This is a genomic window from Mesonia aquimarina, assembly GCF_003667275.1.
GTDB classification, from domain to species: Bacteria; Bacteroidota; Bacteroidia; order Flavobacteriales; family Flavobacteriaceae; genus Mesonia; species Mesonia aquimarina.
In genome coordinates, this window is record NZ_RCNV01000001.1 from 670,315 (window position 1) to 690,942 (window position 20,628).

At 32.0% G+C, this 20,628-nt stretch carries 24 protein-coding genes; 14 read left to right on the forward strand and 10 right to left on the reverse strand.

Features of this window, described 5'->3' with window-relative positions; translation table 11 throughout:
• Positions 1-15 precede the first annotated feature (15 nt).
• The 8 genes from D9R05_RS03255 (at position 16) to D9R05_RS03290 (ending at position 7,728) form a co-directional block, all read left to right on the forward strand.
• Complete coding sequence (locus tag D9R05_RS03255) at positions 16-984, forward strand: stage II sporulation protein M (protein ID WP_121665838.1); 969 nt, start codon at positions 16-18, stop codon at positions 982-984.
• The gene (locus D9R05_RS03260) at positions 977-1,873 is read left to right on the forward strand and encodes a hypothetical protein (protein ID WP_121665769.1); all 897 of its coding nucleotides are present in this window, start codon (positions 977-979) and stop codon (positions 1,871-1,873) included. Before D9R05_RS03255 ends, D9R05_RS03260 begins: the two co-directional genes overlap by 8 nt.
• Positions 1,874-2,635 carry a DUF4129 domain-containing protein gene (locus D9R05_RS03265; RefSeq protein WP_121665770.1) on the forward strand — a complete coding sequence of 254 codons (762 nt, stop codon included), beginning with the start codon at positions 1,874-1,876 and terminating at the stop codon, positions 2,633-2,635.
• Positions 2,628-3,830, forward strand: coding sequence for a DUF4350 domain-containing protein (locus tag D9R05_RS03270; RefSeq protein ID WP_121665771.1), 1,203 nt, complete (start codon positions 2,628-2,630; stop codon positions 3,828-3,830). Before D9R05_RS03265 ends, D9R05_RS03270 begins: the two co-directional genes overlap by 8 nt.
• Positions 3,830-4,840 carry an AAA family ATPase gene (locus tag D9R05_RS03275; RefSeq protein WP_121665772.1) on the forward strand — a complete coding sequence of 337 codons (1,011 nt, stop codon included), beginning with the start codon at positions 3,830-3,832 and terminating at the stop codon, positions 4,838-4,840. The genes D9R05_RS03270 and D9R05_RS03275 overlap by 1 nt, the downstream gene beginning before the upstream one ends.
• A 1-nt stretch (position 4,841) precedes the next feature.
• The gene (locus tag D9R05_RS03280) at positions 4,842-6,173 is read left to right on the forward strand and encodes a DUF58 domain-containing protein (RefSeq protein ID WP_121665773.1); all 1,332 of its coding nucleotides are present in this window, start codon (positions 4,842-4,844) and stop codon (positions 6,171-6,173) included.
• 112 nt (positions 6,174-6,285) lie between these two features.
• Positions 6,286-6,696 (forward strand): DUF2141 domain-containing protein, encoded by a 411-nt coding sequence (locus D9R05_RS03285; RefSeq protein ID WP_121665774.1) that lies wholly within the window; start codon positions 6,286-6,288, stop codon positions 6,694-6,696.
• An 87-nt stretch (positions 6,697-6,783) separates the two neighbouring features.
• The gene (locus D9R05_RS03290) at positions 6,784-7,728 is read left to right on the forward strand and encodes a hydrogen peroxide-inducible genes activator (protein WP_121665775.1); all 945 of its coding nucleotides are present in this window, start codon (positions 6,784-6,786) and stop codon (positions 7,726-7,728) included.
• 41 nt (positions 7,729-7,769) lie between these two features.
• Here D9R05_RS03290 and D9R05_RS03295 read toward each other — a convergent pair whose 3' ends face one another.
• Both D9R05_RS03295 and D9R05_RS03300 read right to left on the reverse strand, forming a co-directional pair.
• A complete protein-coding gene (locus D9R05_RS03295) occupies positions 7,770-7,967 on the reverse strand; it encodes a hypothetical protein (protein WP_121665776.1) in 198 nt (65 codons plus the stop codon).
• Between the two features lie 176 nt (positions 7,968-8,143).
• Entirely contained in the window at positions 8,144-8,602 is a 459-nt protein-coding gene (locus D9R05_RS03300) for a DUF4442 domain-containing protein (RefSeq protein WP_121665777.1), read from the reverse strand.
• 170 nt (positions 8,603-8,772) lie between these two features.
• Here D9R05_RS03300 and D9R05_RS03305 point away from each other — a divergent pair, with 170 nt between their 5' ends.
• From D9R05_RS03305 to D9R05_RS03330, 6 genes are all read left to right on the forward strand, one after another.
• On the forward strand, positions 8,773-9,117 hold the full coding sequence (locus D9R05_RS03305) for a PadR family transcriptional regulator (protein ID WP_121665778.1): 345 nt from the start codon (positions 8,773-8,775) through the stop codon (positions 9,115-9,117).
• Positions 9,110-10,843, forward strand: coding sequence for a PspC domain-containing protein (locus D9R05_RS03310; RefSeq protein WP_121665779.1), 1,734 nt, complete (start codon positions 9,110-9,112; stop codon positions 10,841-10,843). The genes D9R05_RS03305 and D9R05_RS03310 overlap by 8 nt, the downstream gene beginning before the upstream one ends.
• A 23-nt stretch (positions 10,844-10,866) precedes the next feature.
• Complete coding sequence (locus tag D9R05_RS03315) at positions 10,867-11,598, forward strand: head GIN domain-containing protein (RefSeq protein WP_121665780.1); 732 nt, start codon at positions 10,867-10,869, stop codon at positions 11,596-11,598.
• A gap of 67 nt (positions 11,599-11,665) precedes the next feature.
• Positions 11,666-11,914 carry a hypothetical protein gene (locus D9R05_RS03320; RefSeq protein WP_121665781.1) on the forward strand — a complete coding sequence of 83 codons (249 nt, stop codon included), beginning with the start codon at positions 11,666-11,668 and terminating at the stop codon, positions 11,912-11,914.
• A gap of 105 nt (positions 11,915-12,019) precedes the next feature.
• Complete coding sequence (locus D9R05_RS03325; protein WP_121665782.1) at positions 12,020-12,646, forward strand: N-acetylmuramoyl-L-alanine amidase family protein; 627 nt, start codon at positions 12,020-12,022, stop codon at positions 12,644-12,646.
• A 107-nt stretch (positions 12,647-12,753) separates the two neighbouring features.
• Complete coding sequence (locus D9R05_RS03330) at positions 12,754-12,969, forward strand: PLDc N-terminal domain-containing protein (protein ID WP_121665783.1); 216 nt, start codon at positions 12,754-12,756, stop codon at positions 12,967-12,969.
• Positions 12,970-13,035: 66 nt separating this feature from the next.
• Here D9R05_RS03330 and D9R05_RS03335 read toward each other — a convergent pair whose 3' ends face one another.
• The 8 genes from D9R05_RS03335 to D9R05_RS03370 form a co-directional block, all read right to left on the reverse strand.
• Positions 13,036-13,530 carry a DUF4168 domain-containing protein gene (locus D9R05_RS03335; protein ID WP_121665784.1) on the reverse strand — a complete coding sequence of 165 codons (495 nt, stop codon included), beginning with the start codon at positions 13,528-13,530 and terminating at the stop codon, positions 13,036-13,038.
• A gap of 154 nt (positions 13,531-13,684) precedes the next feature.
• Complete coding sequence (locus D9R05_RS03340) at positions 13,685-14,578, reverse strand: NAD(P)-dependent oxidoreductase (RefSeq protein ID WP_121665785.1); 894 nt, start codon at positions 14,576-14,578, stop codon at positions 13,685-13,687.
• 165 nt (positions 14,579-14,743) lie between these two features.
• Positions 14,744-16,285 (reverse strand): acyl-CoA carboxylase subunit beta, encoded by a 1,542-nt coding sequence (locus D9R05_RS03345; RefSeq protein ID WP_121665786.1) that lies wholly within the window; start codon positions 16,283-16,285, stop codon positions 14,744-14,746.
• Positions 16,286-16,299: 14 nt separating this feature from the next.
• Entirely contained in the window at positions 16,300-17,745 is a 1,446-nt protein-coding gene (accC, locus tag D9R05_RS03350; RefSeq protein WP_121665787.1) for an acetyl-CoA carboxylase biotin carboxylase subunit, read from the reverse strand.
• A gap of 34 nt (positions 17,746-17,779) precedes the next feature.
• Entirely contained in the window at positions 17,780-18,265 is a 486-nt protein-coding gene (locus D9R05_RS03355) for an acetyl-CoA carboxylase biotin carboxyl carrier protein subunit (RefSeq protein ID WP_121665788.1), read from the reverse strand.
• Between the two features lie 213 nt (positions 18,266-18,478).
• A complete protein-coding gene (locus D9R05_RS03360) occupies positions 18,479-19,489 on the reverse strand; it encodes an NADP-dependent oxidoreductase (protein WP_121665789.1) in 1,011 nt (336 codons plus the stop codon).
• 94 nt (positions 19,490-19,583) lie between these two features.
• Entirely contained in the window at positions 19,584-19,997 is a 414-nt protein-coding gene (locus D9R05_RS03365) for a DUF6691 family protein (protein WP_121665790.1), read from the reverse strand.
• Between the two features lie 10 nt (positions 19,998-20,007).
• Positions 20,008-20,559, reverse strand: a complete 552-nt coding sequence (locus D9R05_RS03370) for a YeeE/YedE family protein (protein ID WP_121665791.1) — start codon at positions 20,557-20,559, stop codon at positions 20,008-20,010.
• Positions 20,560-20,628 lie beyond the last annotated feature (69 nt).

Below are 20,628 nucleotides of genomic sequence, written 5' to 3' on the forward strand. Positions count from 1 at the left end.
TTTTTACGTAAAAAAATGCGCGAAGCAGCTTTTGTGAAGCAAAATAAGGATAAATGGTTAAAATTTGAAAATGTTCTTTCGAATAAAATTCAAATTTCTCCAGACGAACTCTCTTCGCTATACATAGAAGTGACGGATCATTTAAGTTTTGCACAAACTTTTTACCCTAATAGCGAGACTTCACGCTATTTAAATAACATATCTTCTAAAGCGCACCAAAAGATTTATAAAACCAAAAAGGAGTCTAGAAAACGTTTTATTACTTTTTTTACAAAAGAATTTCCACTTAGTTTTTATCAATATCAAAAACAATTATTGCTTTCTTTTTTTGTGTTTTTATTATTTGCCATTATTGGGGCGTATTCTGCTTCTCAAGATGGAGATTTTGTGCGTTCTATTTTAGGCGACGCTTATGTAAATATGACCTTAGAAAATATTGAGAATAACGATCCGATGGCGGTATATAAAGAGGCCGGAGAAATGAACATGTTTCTAGGAATAACAATAAACAACGTAAAAGTAGCTTTAATGGCGTTTACCTTTGGTGTTTTGTTGGGAATTGGCACACTTTTTATGATGATGCAAAACGGAATCATGTTAGGTGCTTTCCAATATTTTTTCTACGAAAAAGGGATGCTGTGGGAATCTGCAAGAACTATTTGGATTCACGGTACTATAGAAATTTCGGTTATTATTGTAGCAGGTTGCGCAGGTTTAGTGGTTGGTAAAAGTATTCTTTTTCCGGGAACTTACACACGTTTGCAATCTTTTGTGCAAGGAACAAAAAATGGATTAAAAATAGTGATTAGTACTGTTCCTTTATTTATTATTGCAGGATTTCTAGAAGGTTTTGTAACTAGACATACCGAAATGCCAGACTGGCTTGCAATTATTATTATCAGTATTTCGTTAGCGTTTATTTTATTTTATTACGTTTTTTATCCTCATTATTTATACAAAAAATCATTACAGACTCATGAATAATTCTACTTACATCAATTTTAAAAAAGAGCGAGAACTAGGCGAAATTATTAGCGATACCTTTGCTTTTATAAAACAAAATTATAAAGTTTTATTTGAAGTCTTTTTAAAAGTGCTTTGGCCAGTTCTTTTAGTGATGTTATTAGCTATTACTTACTATACTTATGTTTCACTAAATATAAGTGAAAATATTATGGTTGGGGCAAATAGTAATATGATATTAGAGAGTTTTTCTGATTTTTATTCGGGTATTTTTGTAGGTTTTGTGGTGTTAATTTTAGCAAGCTGGTTTTATTATTCATTAATGTATGGCGCTTATCAGCACGCGATAGAATCTTATATTAAAAATGAAGGCACTATAAATATTGATGAAGTTTTACAAGGGGTAAAGCAAAATTGGGCAAGTTTTTTAGGACTTAGTTTTTTATCTTGGTTACTTATTTTAATTGGATTTTTTATATGTATTCTGCCCGGTATTTATGTCTCCGTTCCGTTTAGCATGTTATTTTCTATTTTAGTTTTTAATAAATTGGGCGTTTCAGAATCTATTTCATATAGTTTTTCGCTTATTAAAGGAAATTGGTGGACCACTTTTTTTACCTTCTTTGTTATTTCACTTATTTACGGATTAATAGGGTTTGTTTTTGATCTCCCCGCTGTAATTTATAGCCTATTCAAAGGCTTTGTTGCAGGAGATTCTGGTACTTTAGCAGACCCAGATTTTATGTTTGATTGGATTTATCTCACACTTAACATTCTTGGTAGCTTAGCAAAGTATCTATTGTATCCAATTGTTATTATTGGCACTATTTTTATGTTCTTTAATTTGAATGAAAAAAAGAACCAAACCGGAACGTACGAAACCATAGAATCTTTAGGAAACAACAAATAAATGCGTTTTTACCTGCTTTTTTTCTTATTTATTTTTACTTCAAGTAATTTTTACGCACAAGAAGTAGATTCTATTATTGTAGGTCAAGAAGTAAAATATGATGATCAAACTTTATTAGAGCCGGTTGTTTTTGATGAAGAAAGAATAGCATCTTATAAAAACGATGATGATTTTAATTACATAGAAAAAAATACAGAACTTAGTTGGTGGCAACGATTTAAAAATTGGTTAAGTAATCTTTGGCGAAGATTTATCTTTTGGTTAGTAGGCGATTATTCTCCGGGAGGCTTAGTGGCTTTTTTGGTTAAGGTTGCACCTTATGTAATTATTACCGCTATTTTAGGGTTTATTGTTTGGTTATTTATTAAATTAAATCCGGCGATGAATCTTACTAAAAAAGCAAAGACTCCTGATGTAATTTTATCTGAAGAAGAAAAAATAATAACACAAGAAAATATTCCCTCACTTATAAAAGAGGCTTTAAAAAACAATGATTACCGATTGGCAGTGCGGTATTATTACTTACTGATTTTAAAAGAATTAAAGGAAAAAGAAATAATTGATTACCAATTTCAAAAAACCAATCACGAATATATAGTTGAAATAAGTACAGAAAAACTACGTGAAAATTTTGATCAAATTACACGTTTATACGATTTTATTTGGTACGGAAATTTTTCAGTCAGTAAAGAAGATTATGCACTAGCCAAGCAAGCTTTTGAGAGCATGCAAAAAAATATAAAACAACAGGCAAATGAATAAAAGCTATAAAATAGTAATCGGGCTGTTTATTGCATTGCTGGGTTTTTTGGTGTTTTTAGAAGCTAGTAAACCAGAACCTGTAAATTGGTTTCCGTCTTATGCAGAAACAGATAAAATTCCATTAGGAACCTATATTTTTTACGAAAATCTTTCAGAAAAGGCGCAAGATATTCAACCAATGTTTCAATCGCCTTACATTCATTTAAGCGATAGTTTAAAAAATGGAACCTATTTTTTTATCAGTAATAGTATTTATATTGATGATGCCGAACTTGATAAATTATTAGCTTGGGTAGAAAAAGGAAATCAAGTTTTTATAGCGGCAGATAATTTTCAAGGTAATCTTTTAGATACGCTAAACATAGAACAACGCGCACGCATACAAACCGACGATCTTACTAGTCATCCGCAAGTAAATTTGGTAAATCCAGCACTAAAAAGTAAAGATGCATACGAGTTTACGCATAATAAAGACCTTATGTTTTTTCGGGAAATAGATACGGCAAACCAGACAGTTTTAGGTGTTGCAAATCTTAAAGAAGAAAACAATGTTATAAAAAAACCTTTAGTAAATTTTATAAAAGCACCTTTTGGTAAAGGAGAAATTTTATTACACTCTTCTCCAGAAATTTTTAGTAACTATTTTATGCTTACTAAAAATAATTACCAATATGTTGAAAATGTTTTAGCGTATATAAATTTAAACAACACTATTTTTTGGGATAAAAACTATAAACCCGGAAAAGTAATTCACACCTCGCCACTTTATATTTTATTCAGCAATCGCTATTTAAAATGGGCATATTATTTTGTGATAATTGGTGCAATTTTGTTTGTATTTTTTGAAGGAAAACGAAAGCAAAAAAGTATTAAAATAATTCCGCCATTAAAAAATCAAACCTACGATTATACTAGGACAGTTGCAGGTATGTATCTAGATAAAAAAGATCATAAAGCAATTGCCGAAAAACAAATTGAATATTTACTGTATTTCATTAGAACAGGTTTACGTACCGATACCGGAAAAATTAATGATGAATTTTATCTAACCTTAGCCGAACGCACCAAAAATAAATTAGAAGAGGTTAAAGCACTTTTTAATTTTATTGAAAAAATTCAGCAAAAACCAAAAATTTCTAAGGAAGAATTACTGTCGCTACATAAAAAAATCAGCACTTTTAAACAAAACACATAATGGAACAAGAACAATCTAATCCAGAAAAACATACACCAGAAAATTTAAATTTTGATAATCGAATTCCGTTAGACGAATTAAAAAATTCGGTTGAAAAATTAAAGGCTCAACTCGCCAAAGTAATTATTGGACAAGAAGATTTTGTTGAATTATTAATAGTTGGCTTATTGGCAAACGGGCACGTATTAATAGAAGGTGTTCCTGGAATTGCAAAAACAATTACAGCCAAACTTTTTGCAAAATCTATAAAAACAGATTTTAGCAGAATTCAGTTTACACCAGATTTAATGCCCAGTGATGTTTTAGGAACCTCTATTTTAAATAATAATTCTGAATTTGAATTTAAACCCGGACCAATTTTTTCTAACATCGTTTTAATTGATGAGATAAACCGTGCACCGGCAAAAACACAAGCTGCTCTTTTTGAAGTAATGGAAGAGCGCCAAATTACCATTGACGGCACAAAGCATAAAATGGAAGCGCCTTTTATGGTTTTAGCAACCCAAAACCCGGTAGAACAAGAAGGAACATACGCTTTGCCCGAAGCACAATTAGACCGTTTTATTTTCAAAATAAATGTAGAATATCCATCTTTAGATGAAGAAATAAAAATTTTACAAAGTCACCACGAACGTAAAGAAATAAATCCGACAGAAATTATAGAGCCGGTTTTATCGCCAGAATTATTAAATAAATTTAGAACACAAATTCACGAAATTGTAATTGAAGAAAAAATTATTAATTACATTGCTCAAATTGTAACTAAAACCAGAAATCATCCTCATTTATTTTTAGGAGGTTCGCCGCGAGCTTCAATTGCCATTATGAATGCAGCAAAAGCTTACGCTGCCATCAATGGTCGAGATTTTGTTATTCCAGAAGACGTAAAAAAATCATTAAATCCGGTTCTAGGTCACCGTATTATTTTGTCGCCAGAGCGAGAAATGGAAGGCTTGAAAACCAAAGATGTTGTAGAAATGATTACCAAATCTATAGAAATTCCAAGGTAACGTGATTCAGTTTTTTAAATCTCTATATTTACATCAGCGGTTTTTTTACCTGCTTTTTGGCATTGCTGTACTTTTTTTTACGTCATATTTTTATAAGCCATTCTATAGTTTTTGCTGGTTAGCCGTGCTTATATTTTTCTTGTTTTTTGTAGCTGATGTAATTGCTCTTTTTAAAAATACAGCATTTAAAGCCGATAGAATTTTACCCGATAAATTTTCTAACAGCGATGTAAATCCGGTAAAATTAGAGTTTGAAAATAATTATGCCAATAAAATTTATGTAGAAATTATTGATGAAATTCCGGTACAATTTCAAAAAAGAGATTTTCTAAAAAAAATTGAATTAGATGCCGCTGAAAAACAAGTTTCAGAATACGGTCTGCGTCCGGTTAAACGAGGCGAATATATTTTCGGAAAGCTGAATTGTTATCTTTCAACTTCATTAAAATTGGCCAAAAGGCGTTATATTTTTAAAGATCAGCAACTGGTAAAAGTCTATCCATCTTTTATTCAGATGAAAAAGTACGATTTTTTAGCAATCGATAATAAAATCAGTCAACACGGCTTTAAAAAAATCAGACGCATTGGTCATACCATGGAGTTTGAGCAAATTAAAGAATATGTACAAGGCGATGATTTGCGAACCATTAATTGGAAAGCTACAGCAAAACATGGCGATTTAATGGTAAACCAATATCAGGATGAAAAATCGCAACCTATTTATTCCATTATCGATACGAGTCGCGTTATGAAAATGCCATTTGAAGGTTTAAAACTTGTAGATTATGCTATAAATAGTACACTTGCTTTTTCAAATATTGCGCTTAAAAAGAATGATAAAGTAGGTATGCTAACTTACGCACATGAGATTAAAAATTTCTTGCCAGCAAATTCAAAAAAGACATATCTCAATTCAATTTTAGAAACGCTTTATAACATAGATAGTAAATTTTTAGATAGCGATTTTAGTTTACTTTATGCTCATATTCAGCGAAAAATAACACAACGAAGTTTACTGATGTTGTACACTAATTTTGAACATATTTCTGCTTTAAGAAGACAATTACCTTATATAAAAGCAATTGCAAGAAAACATTTGTTAGTTGTAATATTTTTCGAAAATACCGAGTTAGAAAAACTGCTAGAAAATAAAGCAGAAACCACTGCCGAAATTTACGAACAAACCATTGCTCATCAATTTAAAAATGAAAAAGAGCATATGGTAAAAGAGTTACAAAAACACGGTATTCAAACTATATTAACCGCCCCAAAAGATTTAACGGTTAATACCATCAATAAATATTTAGAGATAAAATCTCGTGGATTACTGTAAGAATTTTTCTATAAAATCCCATTCAGTCGTATAATTCAACAGTTGAGTAAGTAATTTAGTTTCATATAGGATTTTTAATGTAATTTTAGATAACAATTTAAAAATCAACACAATGAAAACTTTATTTTTTCTTCTCATGATGGCTTGTGCCAAATTAGTTATTGCACAAGAAACAGCAACATTAACAGTTACTATTGAAAATATTAGTAATGAAAAAGGTGAAATTCTTTTAGGTATGTATACCGAAGAAACTTTTCTTAAAGCGGCACCAGACTATTCTAAGTCTGTAAAAATAGAAGGACGTACCGCAACTGTTGTTCTTGAAAACATACCTAAAGGTACTTACGGTATCTCATGTTTTCATGATGAAAACAGCAATCAGCGAATGGATTTTGAAGCTAACGGAATGCCAAAAGAAGAATATGGGGTTTCTAACAATCCAATGCTTTACGGTCCACCACAATGGAATGATGCAAAATTTGAAATTGATGAAGAAAACGAAGAAATAAGCATTCGTTTTTAATCTTCAACAATAGATTTTTATGAAGTTTTAGCAAAAGTTTAATAGATTATATTGATAGTATAGCTAACTTTGTAAAAAAAATAATCTATGACGATTACTCAATTGCACTATGTGTTAGCCGTAGCAGAACATCAAAACTTCACAAAAGCTGCACAAAAAGTTTTTGTTACTCAGCCTACGTTAAGTATGCAAATTCAAAAATTGGAAGAAGAGTTAGATGTTCAAATTTTTGACCGATCAAAAAAACCAATTGAATTAACTGAAGTTGGTAAGAAAATTGTCCATCAGGCGCGTAATATTGTAAATGAAAGTGATCGTATTCAAGATATCGTAGATCAGCAAAAAGGGTTTATTGGCGGGGAATTTAAACTTGGTATTATTCCTACAATTATGCCAACTTTATTACCCATGTTCTTAACTAATTTTACGCGAAAATTTCCAAAAGTAAAATTAAAAATAGAAGAATTACATACCGAGGCAATTATAGAAAAATTACAAGACGGTCATTTAGATGCAGCAATTGCAGCAACACCGCTAGATCAAGAAAACTTAAAAGAAAGACCACTATATTACGAACCTTTTGTGGCTTATACGCCACCGGGACATCGTTTAGCCGGTAAAGAAAAATTAGTTTCAGAAGATCTTGATATTAATGATATCTTACTGTTAGAAGATGGGCACTGTTTTAAAGATGGTATTTTAAACCTTTGTAAAACTAGTAAAAATTATGATGATAGTAATTTTCAATTAGAAAGTGGAAGTTTTGAAACACTCATAAAACTTTCTAATGAAGGTTTAGGAATGACGCTTTTACCATATTTACAAACTTTGGATATGAAGCAATCTGCAGAAAAAGAGAATTTACGTATGTTTCGAGATCCTGTTCCTGCAAGAGAGGTAAGCTTAATTTACAATAAAAGCGAGTTGAAAATACAAATAATTGACGCTTTACATAAAGTTATTTCTGGCGTAATAAAAGGAGCTATAACATTTCAGAATGTAAATATTATTAGTCCTATGCACAATAAATAAAAAAGGCATTAAAATTTTTAATGCCTTTTTTATTGTTTAATTTATGAGGTTAAATAGATTAATGATTTGTTTAAATCTGGATTTTGTTTAGATAGTTTCATAATAAAATCTTTCAATTCTTCAATTTCATAGGGAAGAAGACGTGATATTGCTTTTTCAACTTCTCTACAGAAAAGTGTAGCATCAAAGCTTACTTTTTTAAGTACGATTTTAGTGTACTCAAACATAGCTCTAGCCATAGGTTCATAAGTTTAGGTTAGGTAGTATTGTTTCGATATAATTGTTTTATAAATTCTTTACTAATTTAAACAAAAAAAAGGGTACTGATGAGTTATAATTTCAATTAATTATTAACAATTAACAATTTTATGGTTAAATATTTTAGCTAATGTTAAAATAAGTTAATAAAAACGCATCATATTTTCACTTTTAATGTCCAATTAAAAGTAAACTTGCTTATTATTTCTCCGGCTTCATTTTTTCCGATGGAAGTTAGCTTGCAAACCTGTCCTTCCTCAGAGTTTTTTAAAACATTTTTCAATGTTTCTTCAAGTAAAATTCCATCTTCACAAGTAAAATAAATTTTACCAACCGCTTTTTTTAAAAATTCTCCTTCCATTGATGCCACTAACATTGAAATTTTTTGCGGCTGGTTTTTTATAGTTTTCATAACCAAAGCACCTGTGCTTAATTCTGCTGCCATAGCTTGTACCGCAAAGTACATAGAATTAAAAGGGTTTTGATTTATCCACCTGTATTTAACGGTAACTAGAGTCTTATAATCTGTTATCCTCTTAAGTCTCACACCGCACAGCCAAGCCGAGGGAAGTTTGAAAAGTAAGAAGGTATTAATTTTAGAAGGAGAGAATTTCATTTGATATTTTTATTGAAAGATAAGATTTTATCTGAAGCTTTTTTTCTTAAAATTATGTTAAGTTTTAGTACTTTGTATTGCATAATACCTTTTAAAGTATATATATTTGTATAACATCAATTTAAATCATCAAAAAATGAACATGTTAACTTTAATAAAATCCAGCATTTATGAAGATTGAAAACACCAAAGCACAGATGCGCAAAGGCGTTTTAGAATATTGCATCTTATCTATTTTAAAAGATCAAGATGCATATGTAGCTGAAATTCTAGAAACCTTGAAAGACGCAAAATTATTGGTGGTTGAAGGAACAATTTATCCTTTACTCACACGGTTAAAAAATGCCGGATTACTCAATTATCGCTGGGAAGAATCTACCAGCGGACCACCAAGAAAATATTATGGATTAACAGAAACAGGACAAGTTTTTCTAACCGAACTCACACAAACTTGGCACGAACTTCAAAACGCAGTAGCTGTTGTAACACAATCAAAAAACGAAACCAATGAATAAGACAGTTAATATAAATTTAGCAGGTATATTTTTTCATATAGATGAAGATGCTTTTTTAAAACTAAAGAGTTATCTCGACGCTATTAAACATTCGCTTACAGATGCTCAAGGTCGTGAAGAAATTATTCGTGATATTGAAGCAAGAATAGCAGAATTGTTTACCGAAAAAATGAAAGAGAATCAAGATGTTGTTTCGGTTACAGAGGTTGAAGCGGTCATAGAAATCATGGGGCAACCGGAAGACTATAAAATTGATGATGAAATTTTTGAAGATGAAGCAGATCAAACTTCTTATGCTTCAAAAACATCAAAAAAACTGTATAGAGATACAGACCATTCTTATGTAGCCGGAGTTTCGTCGGGATTAGGTCATTTCTTTAAAATAGATGCCATTTGGGTTCGTATTCTATTTATTTTACTAACAGTTTTAAGTTCTGGCGGATTTATTTTAGCCTACATTTTATTCTGGATTTTTGTTCCAGAAGCCACTACCACAGCTGAAAAGTTAGAAATGCGTGGCGAACCTATTAATATTAGTAATATAGAGCGTAAGGTTCGTGAAGGATTTGATAATGTATCTGAAAAAGTTAAAGATGTTGACTATAAAAAATACGGTGAAAAAGTGAACGCCGGCGCTAGCGGATTTTTTAAATCTTTAGGTAATTTTATTCTTAATGTATTTAAAATTATAGCTAAAATAGTTGGCGTTTTTATCATTATTTTTTCTGGAGCAGGTTTAATCGGTTTACTTTTTAGCTTTTTAAGCATCGGTACTTTTGGGGTTTTTGATGCTCCGTGGTTAGATTACGTAGAGCTTGCAAATATTGGTGTTCCGTTTTGGTTGGCTTGCTTACTGCTATTTTTGGCAGCAGGAATTCCATTATTTTTCTTATTCATTTTAGGGCTTAAGATTTTAATTAATCAACTTAAATCCATCGGAACTCCGGCAAAACTAGTTTTATTAGGGGTTTGGTTACTCTCTATTTTTGTTATTTCCTTTTTAGGAATTAGACAAGCTACAGAACGTGCTTTTGATGGAAAAGTAATACAGACGGAAACATTGCCGATAACAAGTCAAGATACACTATATGTGAAAATGAAAGGAAGTAATTTCTATGGCGAAAGTACCGGTAGAGATTATGATATGCAAATAAGACATAACGAGGAGGGTGAGAAAGTAATTTACAATAATAGCATTAGATTAATTATAAAGTCTACTAAAGAAGAAAATGCACGAATTGAAATTACTAAAATGGCAGAAGGTAAAAGTGACCAAGATGCAAGAAAGTATGCAGACGCTATAAATTATGAAACCAGTTTTAGAGGAAACACCTTGTATTTAAATGACTTTTTAACCACTAAAAGCGATCATTCTTTTAGAGATCAACACGTTAAAATTACACTTTTCCTTCCCGAAGGAAGTACATTTTTTGCTCATCAAAATACCTATAGTTTTCATAGAAGCTATGACTATTATAACGATATTTTAGAGAACGGACAGGAAGAGCAATATCTTAAAGTTATTCATCAAGATTTGATCTGTATTAATTGTATTGATGAAGAAGAAAAAAACTTTTCTAATAGAAATGAAAATTTCATAAAAGAAAAACTTAAAACATCAGAAGAAATAATCGTAGAAGAAATCAAAAATGATGACGATTGGTATCAAGCTCAACCAAGAGATACTATTCAAAAAATAAAACAAGATTCAACAAAAACCGAATAAATAAATCTTAAAATAAATATATTATGCTAACCACACTCGTAAAAATAGTTGTAACAACCGCCATTAGTTTACTTATATTTTCTTGTAATGTAAGTTTTACAAATGGTGTTAAAGGAGAAGGACAAGTAACTACTAAGGAAATTTTAATAGAAAAACCTTTCAGTAAAATTGTAGCTAAAAAAGGCTGGGATGTTGTTTTAGAAAAATCATCTACACCAAAAATTACTGTAAAATCTCATCAAAACTTGATTGATATTTTTGATTACAAAATTGAAAATAATACGCTAACAGTTTCATCAAAAAAGAATATTGGATCTGCTGAAAAAAAACAAATTATCATTAATTATTCAGAAACTTTATCAAGCATAAAAACCAGTAGCGGAACAGAATTAACTGCAAATAATATTATAGAACAAGAACAAGTTGAATTAATCGCTAGCAGTGGTTCTGAAATTTTATTAGAATTAAAAACTGCTTCAGCAACAATTGAAACCTCTAGCGGAGCAGAAATTAATCTTTCGGGAACCGTAATAAATTGTTCGGGTTCGGCTAGTAGCGGTTCTGAAATTGAAGCAAAAAAATTGCGCACTAAAACAGCAAATCTTAGCGCATCATCCGGGGCTGATATAGAAATGAGCGTTGAAAATAAAATAACAGCTTCAACATCTTCAGGTGGCAGTATAGATTATTATGGTAACCCGTCAAGTGAAAATGTTAAAGAAAGTACTTCGGGCGGAAACATTACTAATAAATAGATGAACAATAGGTTTTCTAAAAACTAAACTGTAGTTTTATCGGCAATAATCAATTAAATAATTTACGATGAAAAAATTCACAAAATTAGCAGCTTTTGTTTTTATAGCTGCCATTACATTTACTTCTTGCAGAAACGAAGAAAAAGCGGAAACTAAAGAAGTAGAAGGTGTTGAGATGGAAAATGATGCTGAAGTTAAAGTTAAAGACGGAGGTGAAAAGATAAAAATGGAAGACAGCGAAAAAGAAGTGAAAATTAAAAAAGACGAACAAGGAAATATCGAAAAGAAAAAAGTAGATATGAAAGACGAAGAATAAGTTTTTCTTCCTTTAAAAAACGGTCTAAAATTTTTTTTAGGCCGTTTTTTTTGCAATTTTCTATACACTTTACACGTTATCTTTTAAACCATAAAAACAAAACCGATGAAAAAATTTAGTCTTTTATTGCTCAGCTCACTTATTATTTTTGCTGTTTTTGCGTTTTCAACTTCTTCTGAAACCACTTCAGACAAACCTTTAAAAGTTGTTATTGATGCAGGACACGGCGGAAAAGATTCAGGTACAACCAATGAAGATGCAAAAGAAAAAGATATCACCTTACAACTGGTACAAAAACTAAAAGAGGTAAACACTTCCAAAGAATTAGAGTTAGTATTTACGAGAGAAAATGATGAGTTTATATCTTTAGAAGAGCGCATAAAAATTGCCAACACAAACAATGCAGATTTTATTATTTCTCTTCACGTTAATTCGAGCAATAATAAAAATGATAACGGAATTGAAGCGTATACAAAAGCAAATAGTTCTGACTCAAGAACGATAAGTTTTGTCTCTTCTCTAGTTGCGGAGTTGATATTTAATAATTCGCCTTTACAAAAAACAGAAATGAGAAAAGCAAATTTTAAAATTTTACGTGATAGCAAAGCTCCGGCGGTTTTATTAGAATTAGGATTTATCTCTAATCTTGAAAACAAAGCTTATATAACTTCAAAAAAAGGACAAACAAAATTAGCCGAATCAATTTTAGAAAGCTTAAAAAAAATGAAGTAGTAAACTATCTCGGGATATTGAACCTTAGACGGTAACAATAAATTATATTGAAGAGTTAGTTTTTCTTATCCTTTCTTTTATATTTGAAGGAATATTAAAAATACTTTATGTTAGTTATCGGAAACTTACAATTACTAATTATAGCTTTAGTTGTTTTACTACCTGCCATCATAATACCTATTTGGGCATTAGTAGATATTCTTAGAAATGACTTCACTAAAAACAATAAACTCATTTGGGTGTTAATTATATTATTTCTCAATGTTATTGGTGCGATTCTCAATTTTTCAATGGCAAGAAGGCACAAAATCACTTCAGCATAAGCATAAAAAAGCCCGAAAGTTTAAACTTTCGGGCTTTATTTATAAATATTATTTAAGAAATATAAATTATCCTTCAGTATTTTGCTCCATCATAATTTTCTGAAGCTTTTGTTGCAATGCTTGGTTATTTTGGATAGCCGAAGCTACTGCTTGGTAACGCTCCATTGAAAGACCTGTAGCTACAACAGCTTTTTCCATATCTTTCTGTAATTGAGGTTGCATTTTCTGAAATTCACCAACAAGTTCCTGATGCTTTTTCATTTCCTCAGCAGTTGCATCTGATTCTTGATTTGGATTTGCAGAAGCTTGCTGAATTTCTTGAAAACGTTGAACATCCATTCCTTTGTCCTGAATCATTTTCATCATTTTCTGTTGTGCTTGCTGATTTGCCATTTGTACACTTTGGTATGCATCAGCAAACATTTTAAGGTCTTTATCAGAAACATCAGTCTCCGCAGCCTTCTCTTGCCCCATTTGCGGACTTACTTGAGCTAACATAGTAGTTGATGTTCCTATAAATAGGAAAACAAATAATGTAGCGATTTTTCTTGCGTTGATCATAATTACGTATTTTCTAATTTTAGTTAAAATTCAATATTAAGGATTTATATCCGTTTTAAAGAATAATTGCATTTTTATTGAGCTAATTTCACAGTTAATTAACAAAATTGAGCACCCCAATCACTTATTAAACAAGTTAAAATTAAAAATCCCCCTATTTTTCAAGGTAGTTTTCAATATTATCAAGTACTTTTTTAGATAATCGCATTTGTGTTTCTTGCGACCAGCCTGCACTTTTTTCTTGAATAACAATATTTTTTAGTTGCTGAATTTCTTCAGAAAGTGAATTCTTTGCATCTCCGTCAAAAAGTGCATAATTCTCTTTTTCCTGAATCCAATTTTTAAATGCATCCTCCTCAAAAGGCAATCCTAATGAAGTGTTTACAAGGATCTTGCCAAAACCTAATTTTTTAAACTCATCTTCTTTTAGTACTGTGGTATTTTTAGGGAGATGCAATGAAATAATTTCAGATTTTTCCAATAATGCATGTAGCGCTAAATACTTCACACCTTTTTCTTCCCAAGCTGGTTTTCTAGTTTTACTGAAATAATAAACGTCTGCGCCCAAAGTCAATAATGCATTCGCTAATAATTTTCCAGTAGTGCCTAAACCAATAATTCCGACTTTTCTACCACTTAATTCTACCGGCATTTTTTTCCATTGGTGATTTCCAAAACCGTGTAATAAATTAATGAGTGAAGAAATTATATATTCAATTACTCCGGGATCACCATAATCAAAAATTCCGGTGACTTTTATTCCTTTCTCATTGGCATGTTTTACAGCAACATTAGCAGATTCCTCATCAAACAAACTGCATGCCATTCCTATATATTTTAAGTTTGGTGCTTGATTTATAATTTCTGAAGTAATTTCTGTTCGCCAAGAAACGATAACAGCTTCTGCATCTTTTATTCGATCAACTATTTCTTCTTCCGAATCTGGATAGTCGTGAGATACCTCAACTTCTTCAGCGTAATTTTTTAGTTTTTCTAAAGCAGCTAAATTCATTTTAGTTTCATCTACAACTACTATTTTTTTTAACATCCGCATATCTTAAAAATAGAAAAACCTATCTGAATAGAAATGTTTGTCAACCTGAACTTGATTCAGGTTCTCATAGTCATCATTACTCAATGAGATTCTGAAATAAATTCAGAATGACGCTTTTCTCTCCTTCAGATAGCTTTCTGAAATTTTGTAATAAATGTTTTACAGCGGAATATTTCCGTGTTTTCTGTTTGGTCGTAAAACTTTTTTATGTTCTAACATGCTAAATCCTTTTAATAATTTTCGTCGAGTATCGTGTGGCATAATTACCTCATCAATAAAACCGCGTTTTGCAGCCTCAAAAGGATTTGCAAATAATTCAGCATATTCTGCTTCTTTTTCTGCTAATTTTTCAGCCGAATCTTTTGCGGCTTGAATTTCTTTTCTGAAAATAATTTCACTTGCTCCTTTTGCTCCCATTACTGCAATTTCTGCCGTCGGCCACGCAAAATTCAAATCGGCACCAATATGTTTAGAATTCATTACATCGTAAGCGCCACCGTAAGCTTTTCTCGTAATAACCGTAACTTTTGGTACGGTTGCTTCACTAAGCGCATATAATAATTTAGCCCCGTGTAAAATAATTCCGTTCCATTCTTGATCGGTTCCCGGTAAAAATCCTGGAACATCAACCAACACTAATAACGGAATATTAAAACAATCGCAAAAACGAGTAAATCTTGCTGCTTTTTTTGAAGAATCTACATCCAAAACACCGGCTAAACTCATTGGTTGGTTAGCTACAATTCCAATACTTCTTCCCCCTAAACGCGCAAAACCTACAATAATATTGTCGGCATAATCTTTATGAATTTCAAAAAAAGATTCTTCATCAATAATTCCATTAATCACCTCGTGCATATCATAAGGTTTATTTGAACTATCAGGAATCAATTCATCCAACTTCGGACGTAATTCATCGCCCAATTCATACGGAAGCTTTTCTGGTGTAAATTCGTTACTTTGTGGCATGTAACCGACCAGTTTCTTGATATCTTCCAAACAAGCAATATCGTTAATAGCAGTTCTGTGCGTTACACCTGATTTGGTAGAATGCGTACTCGCACCACCTAATTCTTCTGAAGTTACTTCTTCATTGGTTACTGTTTTTACCACGTTTGGTCCGGTAACAAACATATAACTGGTATCTTGAACCATTAAGGTAAAATCTGTCATCGCTGGTGAATATACTGCTCCACCGGCACAAGGTCCCATAATTGCAGAAATCTGCGGAATTACGCCTGAAGATTTTACGTTTCTATGAAAAATATCAGCATAACCGCCTAAAGATTTTACGCCTTCTTGAATTCGCGCTCCACCAGAATCATTCAAACCAATCATTGGCGCGCCTACTTTTACGGCCAGATCCATTACTTTGCAGATTTTCTCAGCGTGTGTTTCAGATAAAGCACCACCAAAAACCGTGAAATCTTGGGCAAAAACGTAAACCAATCTTCCATTGATTGTTCCGTAACCGGTTACCACACCATCGCCATAATATTGCTGATCTTCCATTCCAAAATCGGTGGTTCGATGAGTTACCAAAATCCCGATTTCTTCAAATGAACCTTCATCTAACAAATAATCAACTCGTTCTCTGGCGGTTAACTTTTTCTTTTCGTGCTGTTTAGCTATTCTTTTCTCACCACCACCCAAATGGGCCTGTTTTATTTTTTCGTTTAACTTTTCTATATTTTGACTCATGTTCTTTTCAGCTTTTATTCAGTAATCGGTAAACGCAATGCTTTTTGATCTTTTAAATATTGACGTAATGCAATAATTGCCGCCAATTTAGCCTCTTCTTCTGTTTCAGCATGTAACTTTTCTGCAGAGTAATATTTCTTTACAAAATGTGTATCAAAATTTCCACTTCGGAAAGCTTCGTGTTCACAAACAAATTTTCCGAAAGGTAAGGTTGTCATTACACCATCTACTTCATAATCGTTAATCGCTTTAATCATGAGTTGAATAGCCTCTTCTCTACTCTTTCCGTAGGTAACCAATTTTGCCAACATCGGATCGTAATAAATCGGGACGTCCATTCCTTCTTCAAAACCATTATCTAAACGAATTCCTTCCCCACTCGGCATACGATATTTTTCTAATTTACCAACACTCGGAAGAAAATCGTCTAATGGATTTTCAGCATAAACTCTTAATTCTAACGCGTGACCTTTAATAGTTAAATCGTCTTGAGTAAATGCTAATTTTTCTCCGCGAGCTACTTTTATTTGCTGTTCTACCAAGTCTATTCCTGTGATCAGTTCAGTCACGGGATGTTCTACTTGTAAACGCGTATTCATTTCTAAAAAATAGAAATTTTTATTTTCATCGAATAAAAATTCTACGGTTCCGGCGCCAACATAATCGCAAGATTTTGCAACGCGAACTGCGGCTTCGCCCATTTCTTTCCGAAGTTTTTCATCTAAAACTACCGAAGGAGCTTCTTCTACAACTTTCTGATGACGACGTTGAATACTACATTCACGTTCAAAAAGATGCAATACATTTCCGTGAGTATCGGCTAAAATTTGAATTTCAATATGGCGTGGAGAAGCAACATATTTTTCAATGAAAACGGAACCATCACCAAAGGCAGATTCTGCTTCACTAATCGCGCGTTTCATTTGATCTTCTAAACTCTTCTCTTCTTCTACAACACGCATTCCTTTTCCGCCACCACCTGCAGACGCTTTTATTAAGATTGGATAGCCTATATCTTTTGCAATTTCTTTTGCTTTCTGTGTATCGGTAATGGCTTCATCAATTCCAGGAACCATGGGAATATCATAGGCTTTTACCGCATCTTTCGCGGCTAATTTGCTTCCCATAACTTCAATAGCTTTTGAACCGGGACCAATCCACGTAATGTTATTTTTTTCAACCGATTGAGCGAATTCTGCATTTTCACTTAAAAATCCGTAGCCAGGATGAATTCCATCTACATTTAATTTTTTTGCTACTTCTATAATTTTATCTCCTAATAAATAAGATTGATTTGAGGGTGCTTCACCCACGCAAACAGCTTCATCTGCAAATTTTACGTGTGGCGCATTTCTATCTGCTGTGGAATAAACTGCTACGGTTTTAATACCCATTTTTTGGGCGGTTTTCATAACACGTAAAGCAATTTCTCCACGATTAGCAACTAATATTTTTTTCATATAAGGAATATTCTTTACTAAAATAAACCGGAGTTTATTCCATCTCGATTAGCAATTGATTTTTTTCTACGGTTTGACCTTTTTCTATAGAAATTGATTTGATTATCGCATCTCTTGGCGCTGTTAAAGCGTTTTCCATTTTCATAGCTTCCAGCACTAATAAATAGTCGCCTTCTTTTACTTCATCGCCTTCTTTTACATTTACTTCTAAAATTAAACCTGGCATTGGCGCGTGAATTTCATTTACCTGTTGCGCATTCCCTAACGAAAGTCCCATTTCATCTATGAGCAAATCGAGCTCGTTAGCAATATCAACTTCGTAATTGTTAGAGTTAATTTTTACGGTATAGCGACGATTTAAAAAATCGTTTTTAATAATTTCAGATTTAAAAGAGCGATGTTCTTTTAAAACGTGGTATTTGTTTTCGGAAATTTCTTGTGTATCAAGTTTTTGAATTTCATCTAAAGTGAAATCTAACTCAATATCATCATTAACCTTTACACGATAGTTTTTATCCATAATGATTGTTTAGGTGAACTAATATTTAGTTGTGTGGTAAAGATATAAAAATCTATGCGCTTTTTTATAATTTGAAACTTTATTGACCTTTGGAATCTAAAGAAATTTGACCTTAGCATATTAGTAAATGATAATGGAGTAAAAAAAATCCCAAAATAAAATCATTATCTTGGGATAGGTGTCTTTTGTAAAAATCAAAGCTTCTACTTATAATTATTCTTCTGCTACTTTTACAACCATTTTTCCTTTGTTTTCTCCAGAAAACAAATCGATAAAAGCTTTTGGAATATTCTCAAAACCTTCACGAACCGTTTCTTCATATTTCAATTTACCTTCTTGAAGCCATTTTGCTAGTTGCTTTGTGCCTTCAGCAAAATTATCTTTGTAATCGTTTCTTACGGTAAAACCTTGCATTTTTACACTTTTCTTGATGAGAACTCCTTCAACACGAGGTCCGGTTGCAATTTCTTCTTTATTATATTGAGAGATCGCTCCGCAATTAATTACTCTCCCATTTCTGTTGATATTCTGTAAAGTTGCATCTAAAATTTCTCCGCCAACATTATCAAAATAAACATCAACTCCATTTGAAGCTGCTTTTGAAATCGCTTCTTTCATATTGTCGGTAGTTTTGTAATTGATGCCTTCATCGTAATTAAATTTATCTTTAATCAATTTAATTTTTTCATCAGAACCGGCAATTCCTACCGTTTTACAACCATAAATTTTAGCAATTTGTCCTACGGCACTTCCCACAGAACCTGCTGCTCCCGAAACTAGAACCGTTTCGCCTTCTTTAGGTTGACCAATATCTGTTAATCCGAAATAAGCCGTTAAACCGGTCATTCCTAAAATTCCTAAATAAGCAGAAAGTTTTGCCTGATTAGGATCAACTTTATGAAGATTTTCTCCTTTTGAAATCTGATATTCTTTCCAAGCTAAGTGACCAAGAACATAATCCCCCTCTTTAAGATTTTCGTCTTTAGATTTTTCTACTTTCGCGATAACCGCCGAAGTAATGGGCTTACCTATTTGAAAGGGTTCTATATATGATTCTTCATCGCGCATTCTTCCTCTTAAATAAGGATCTACCGAAACATAGATCGTTTTTAAAAGCACTTCGTTTTCTTTTGGTGATTTAAGTTCTTCCTCTGTAAATTCAAAATTAGAGGGTTGAGGAGTTTTTTTTGGACGCTCTTTTAATAGAATACTTTGCGTTTTCATTTTTTATTTTAAAAGTAAAAAAATGTAACTGCAAAAGCCGTTAAGAAGTTACTAAATAAAAAATGACATTAAGATTTGAAAAAATTATATAAAATTAATGCGGCAATTTATTTTTAAATATTCCGTAGAGAAAAGTTCCGATTAAAGCTCCAAGTATGACAATTAAAATTGAAATATAACCCACTCCGGCTAGTGTATACATTGGTCCGGGACAAGCTCCTGCAAGCGCCCAACCTAAACCGAAAATTATTCCGCCGAGTAAATAACGAGCTATACTTTTTTCTTTTGGTTGTAATGAAAGTTCCGAACCATCGATGGCTTTTATATTTTTCCGTTTAAAAAAATGTACGCCGATAAAGCCAATGGCAACAGCGGAACCCATAATTCCAAACATATGAAAACTTGCAAAATTGAACATTTCATAAATTCTAAACCAAGAAGCGGCCTCAGATTTATACATTACAATTCCAAAAAGTATTCCTGTAATTAAATAGATTATTGTCTTCATAAATATTCGTTTAAAAAATAAAAGGATAAAAAAGATGAACCATTACTAAACCACCTATAAAAAAACCGATAATTGCGATAAGTGAGGGCAATTGTAAATTACTTAAACCTGAAATTCCGTGACCGGAAGTGCAACCCCCGGCATAACGAGCACCAAAACCAACTAAAAGTCCGCCGCCGAGAAGAATTAATATATTTTTTAACCCTAAATTTTCCATTGAAAAAATTTCGGTTGGTAAATATGCTTTTCCTGCACTGTTAATTCCGTACGCCTGAAGTTGCGGCAACAAGCTTTCATTAATCTCTACGGTATTTGAAGATAAATAATTTGCTGCTAAATATCCGCCAATTGCTGCTCCTAACATAATAGTTAAATTCCAACGTTGGGATTTCCAATCAAATTGAAAAAAATCAGCAAGTTTTCCGGCTCCACCAATAGAACAGAGACTTCTTAAGTTAGAAGACATGCCGAATTTTTTTCCTATTAGTAATAAAAACAGCATAATAAATGCTATTGCTGGACCGCCGATATACCAAGGCCAAGACTCATAAATTAAATTCATTTTCTACAATTTTCAACAAATATCATTTTTTTAAAAGAAGACTTTAGTAACTAAGGTTACGTAAGCCTA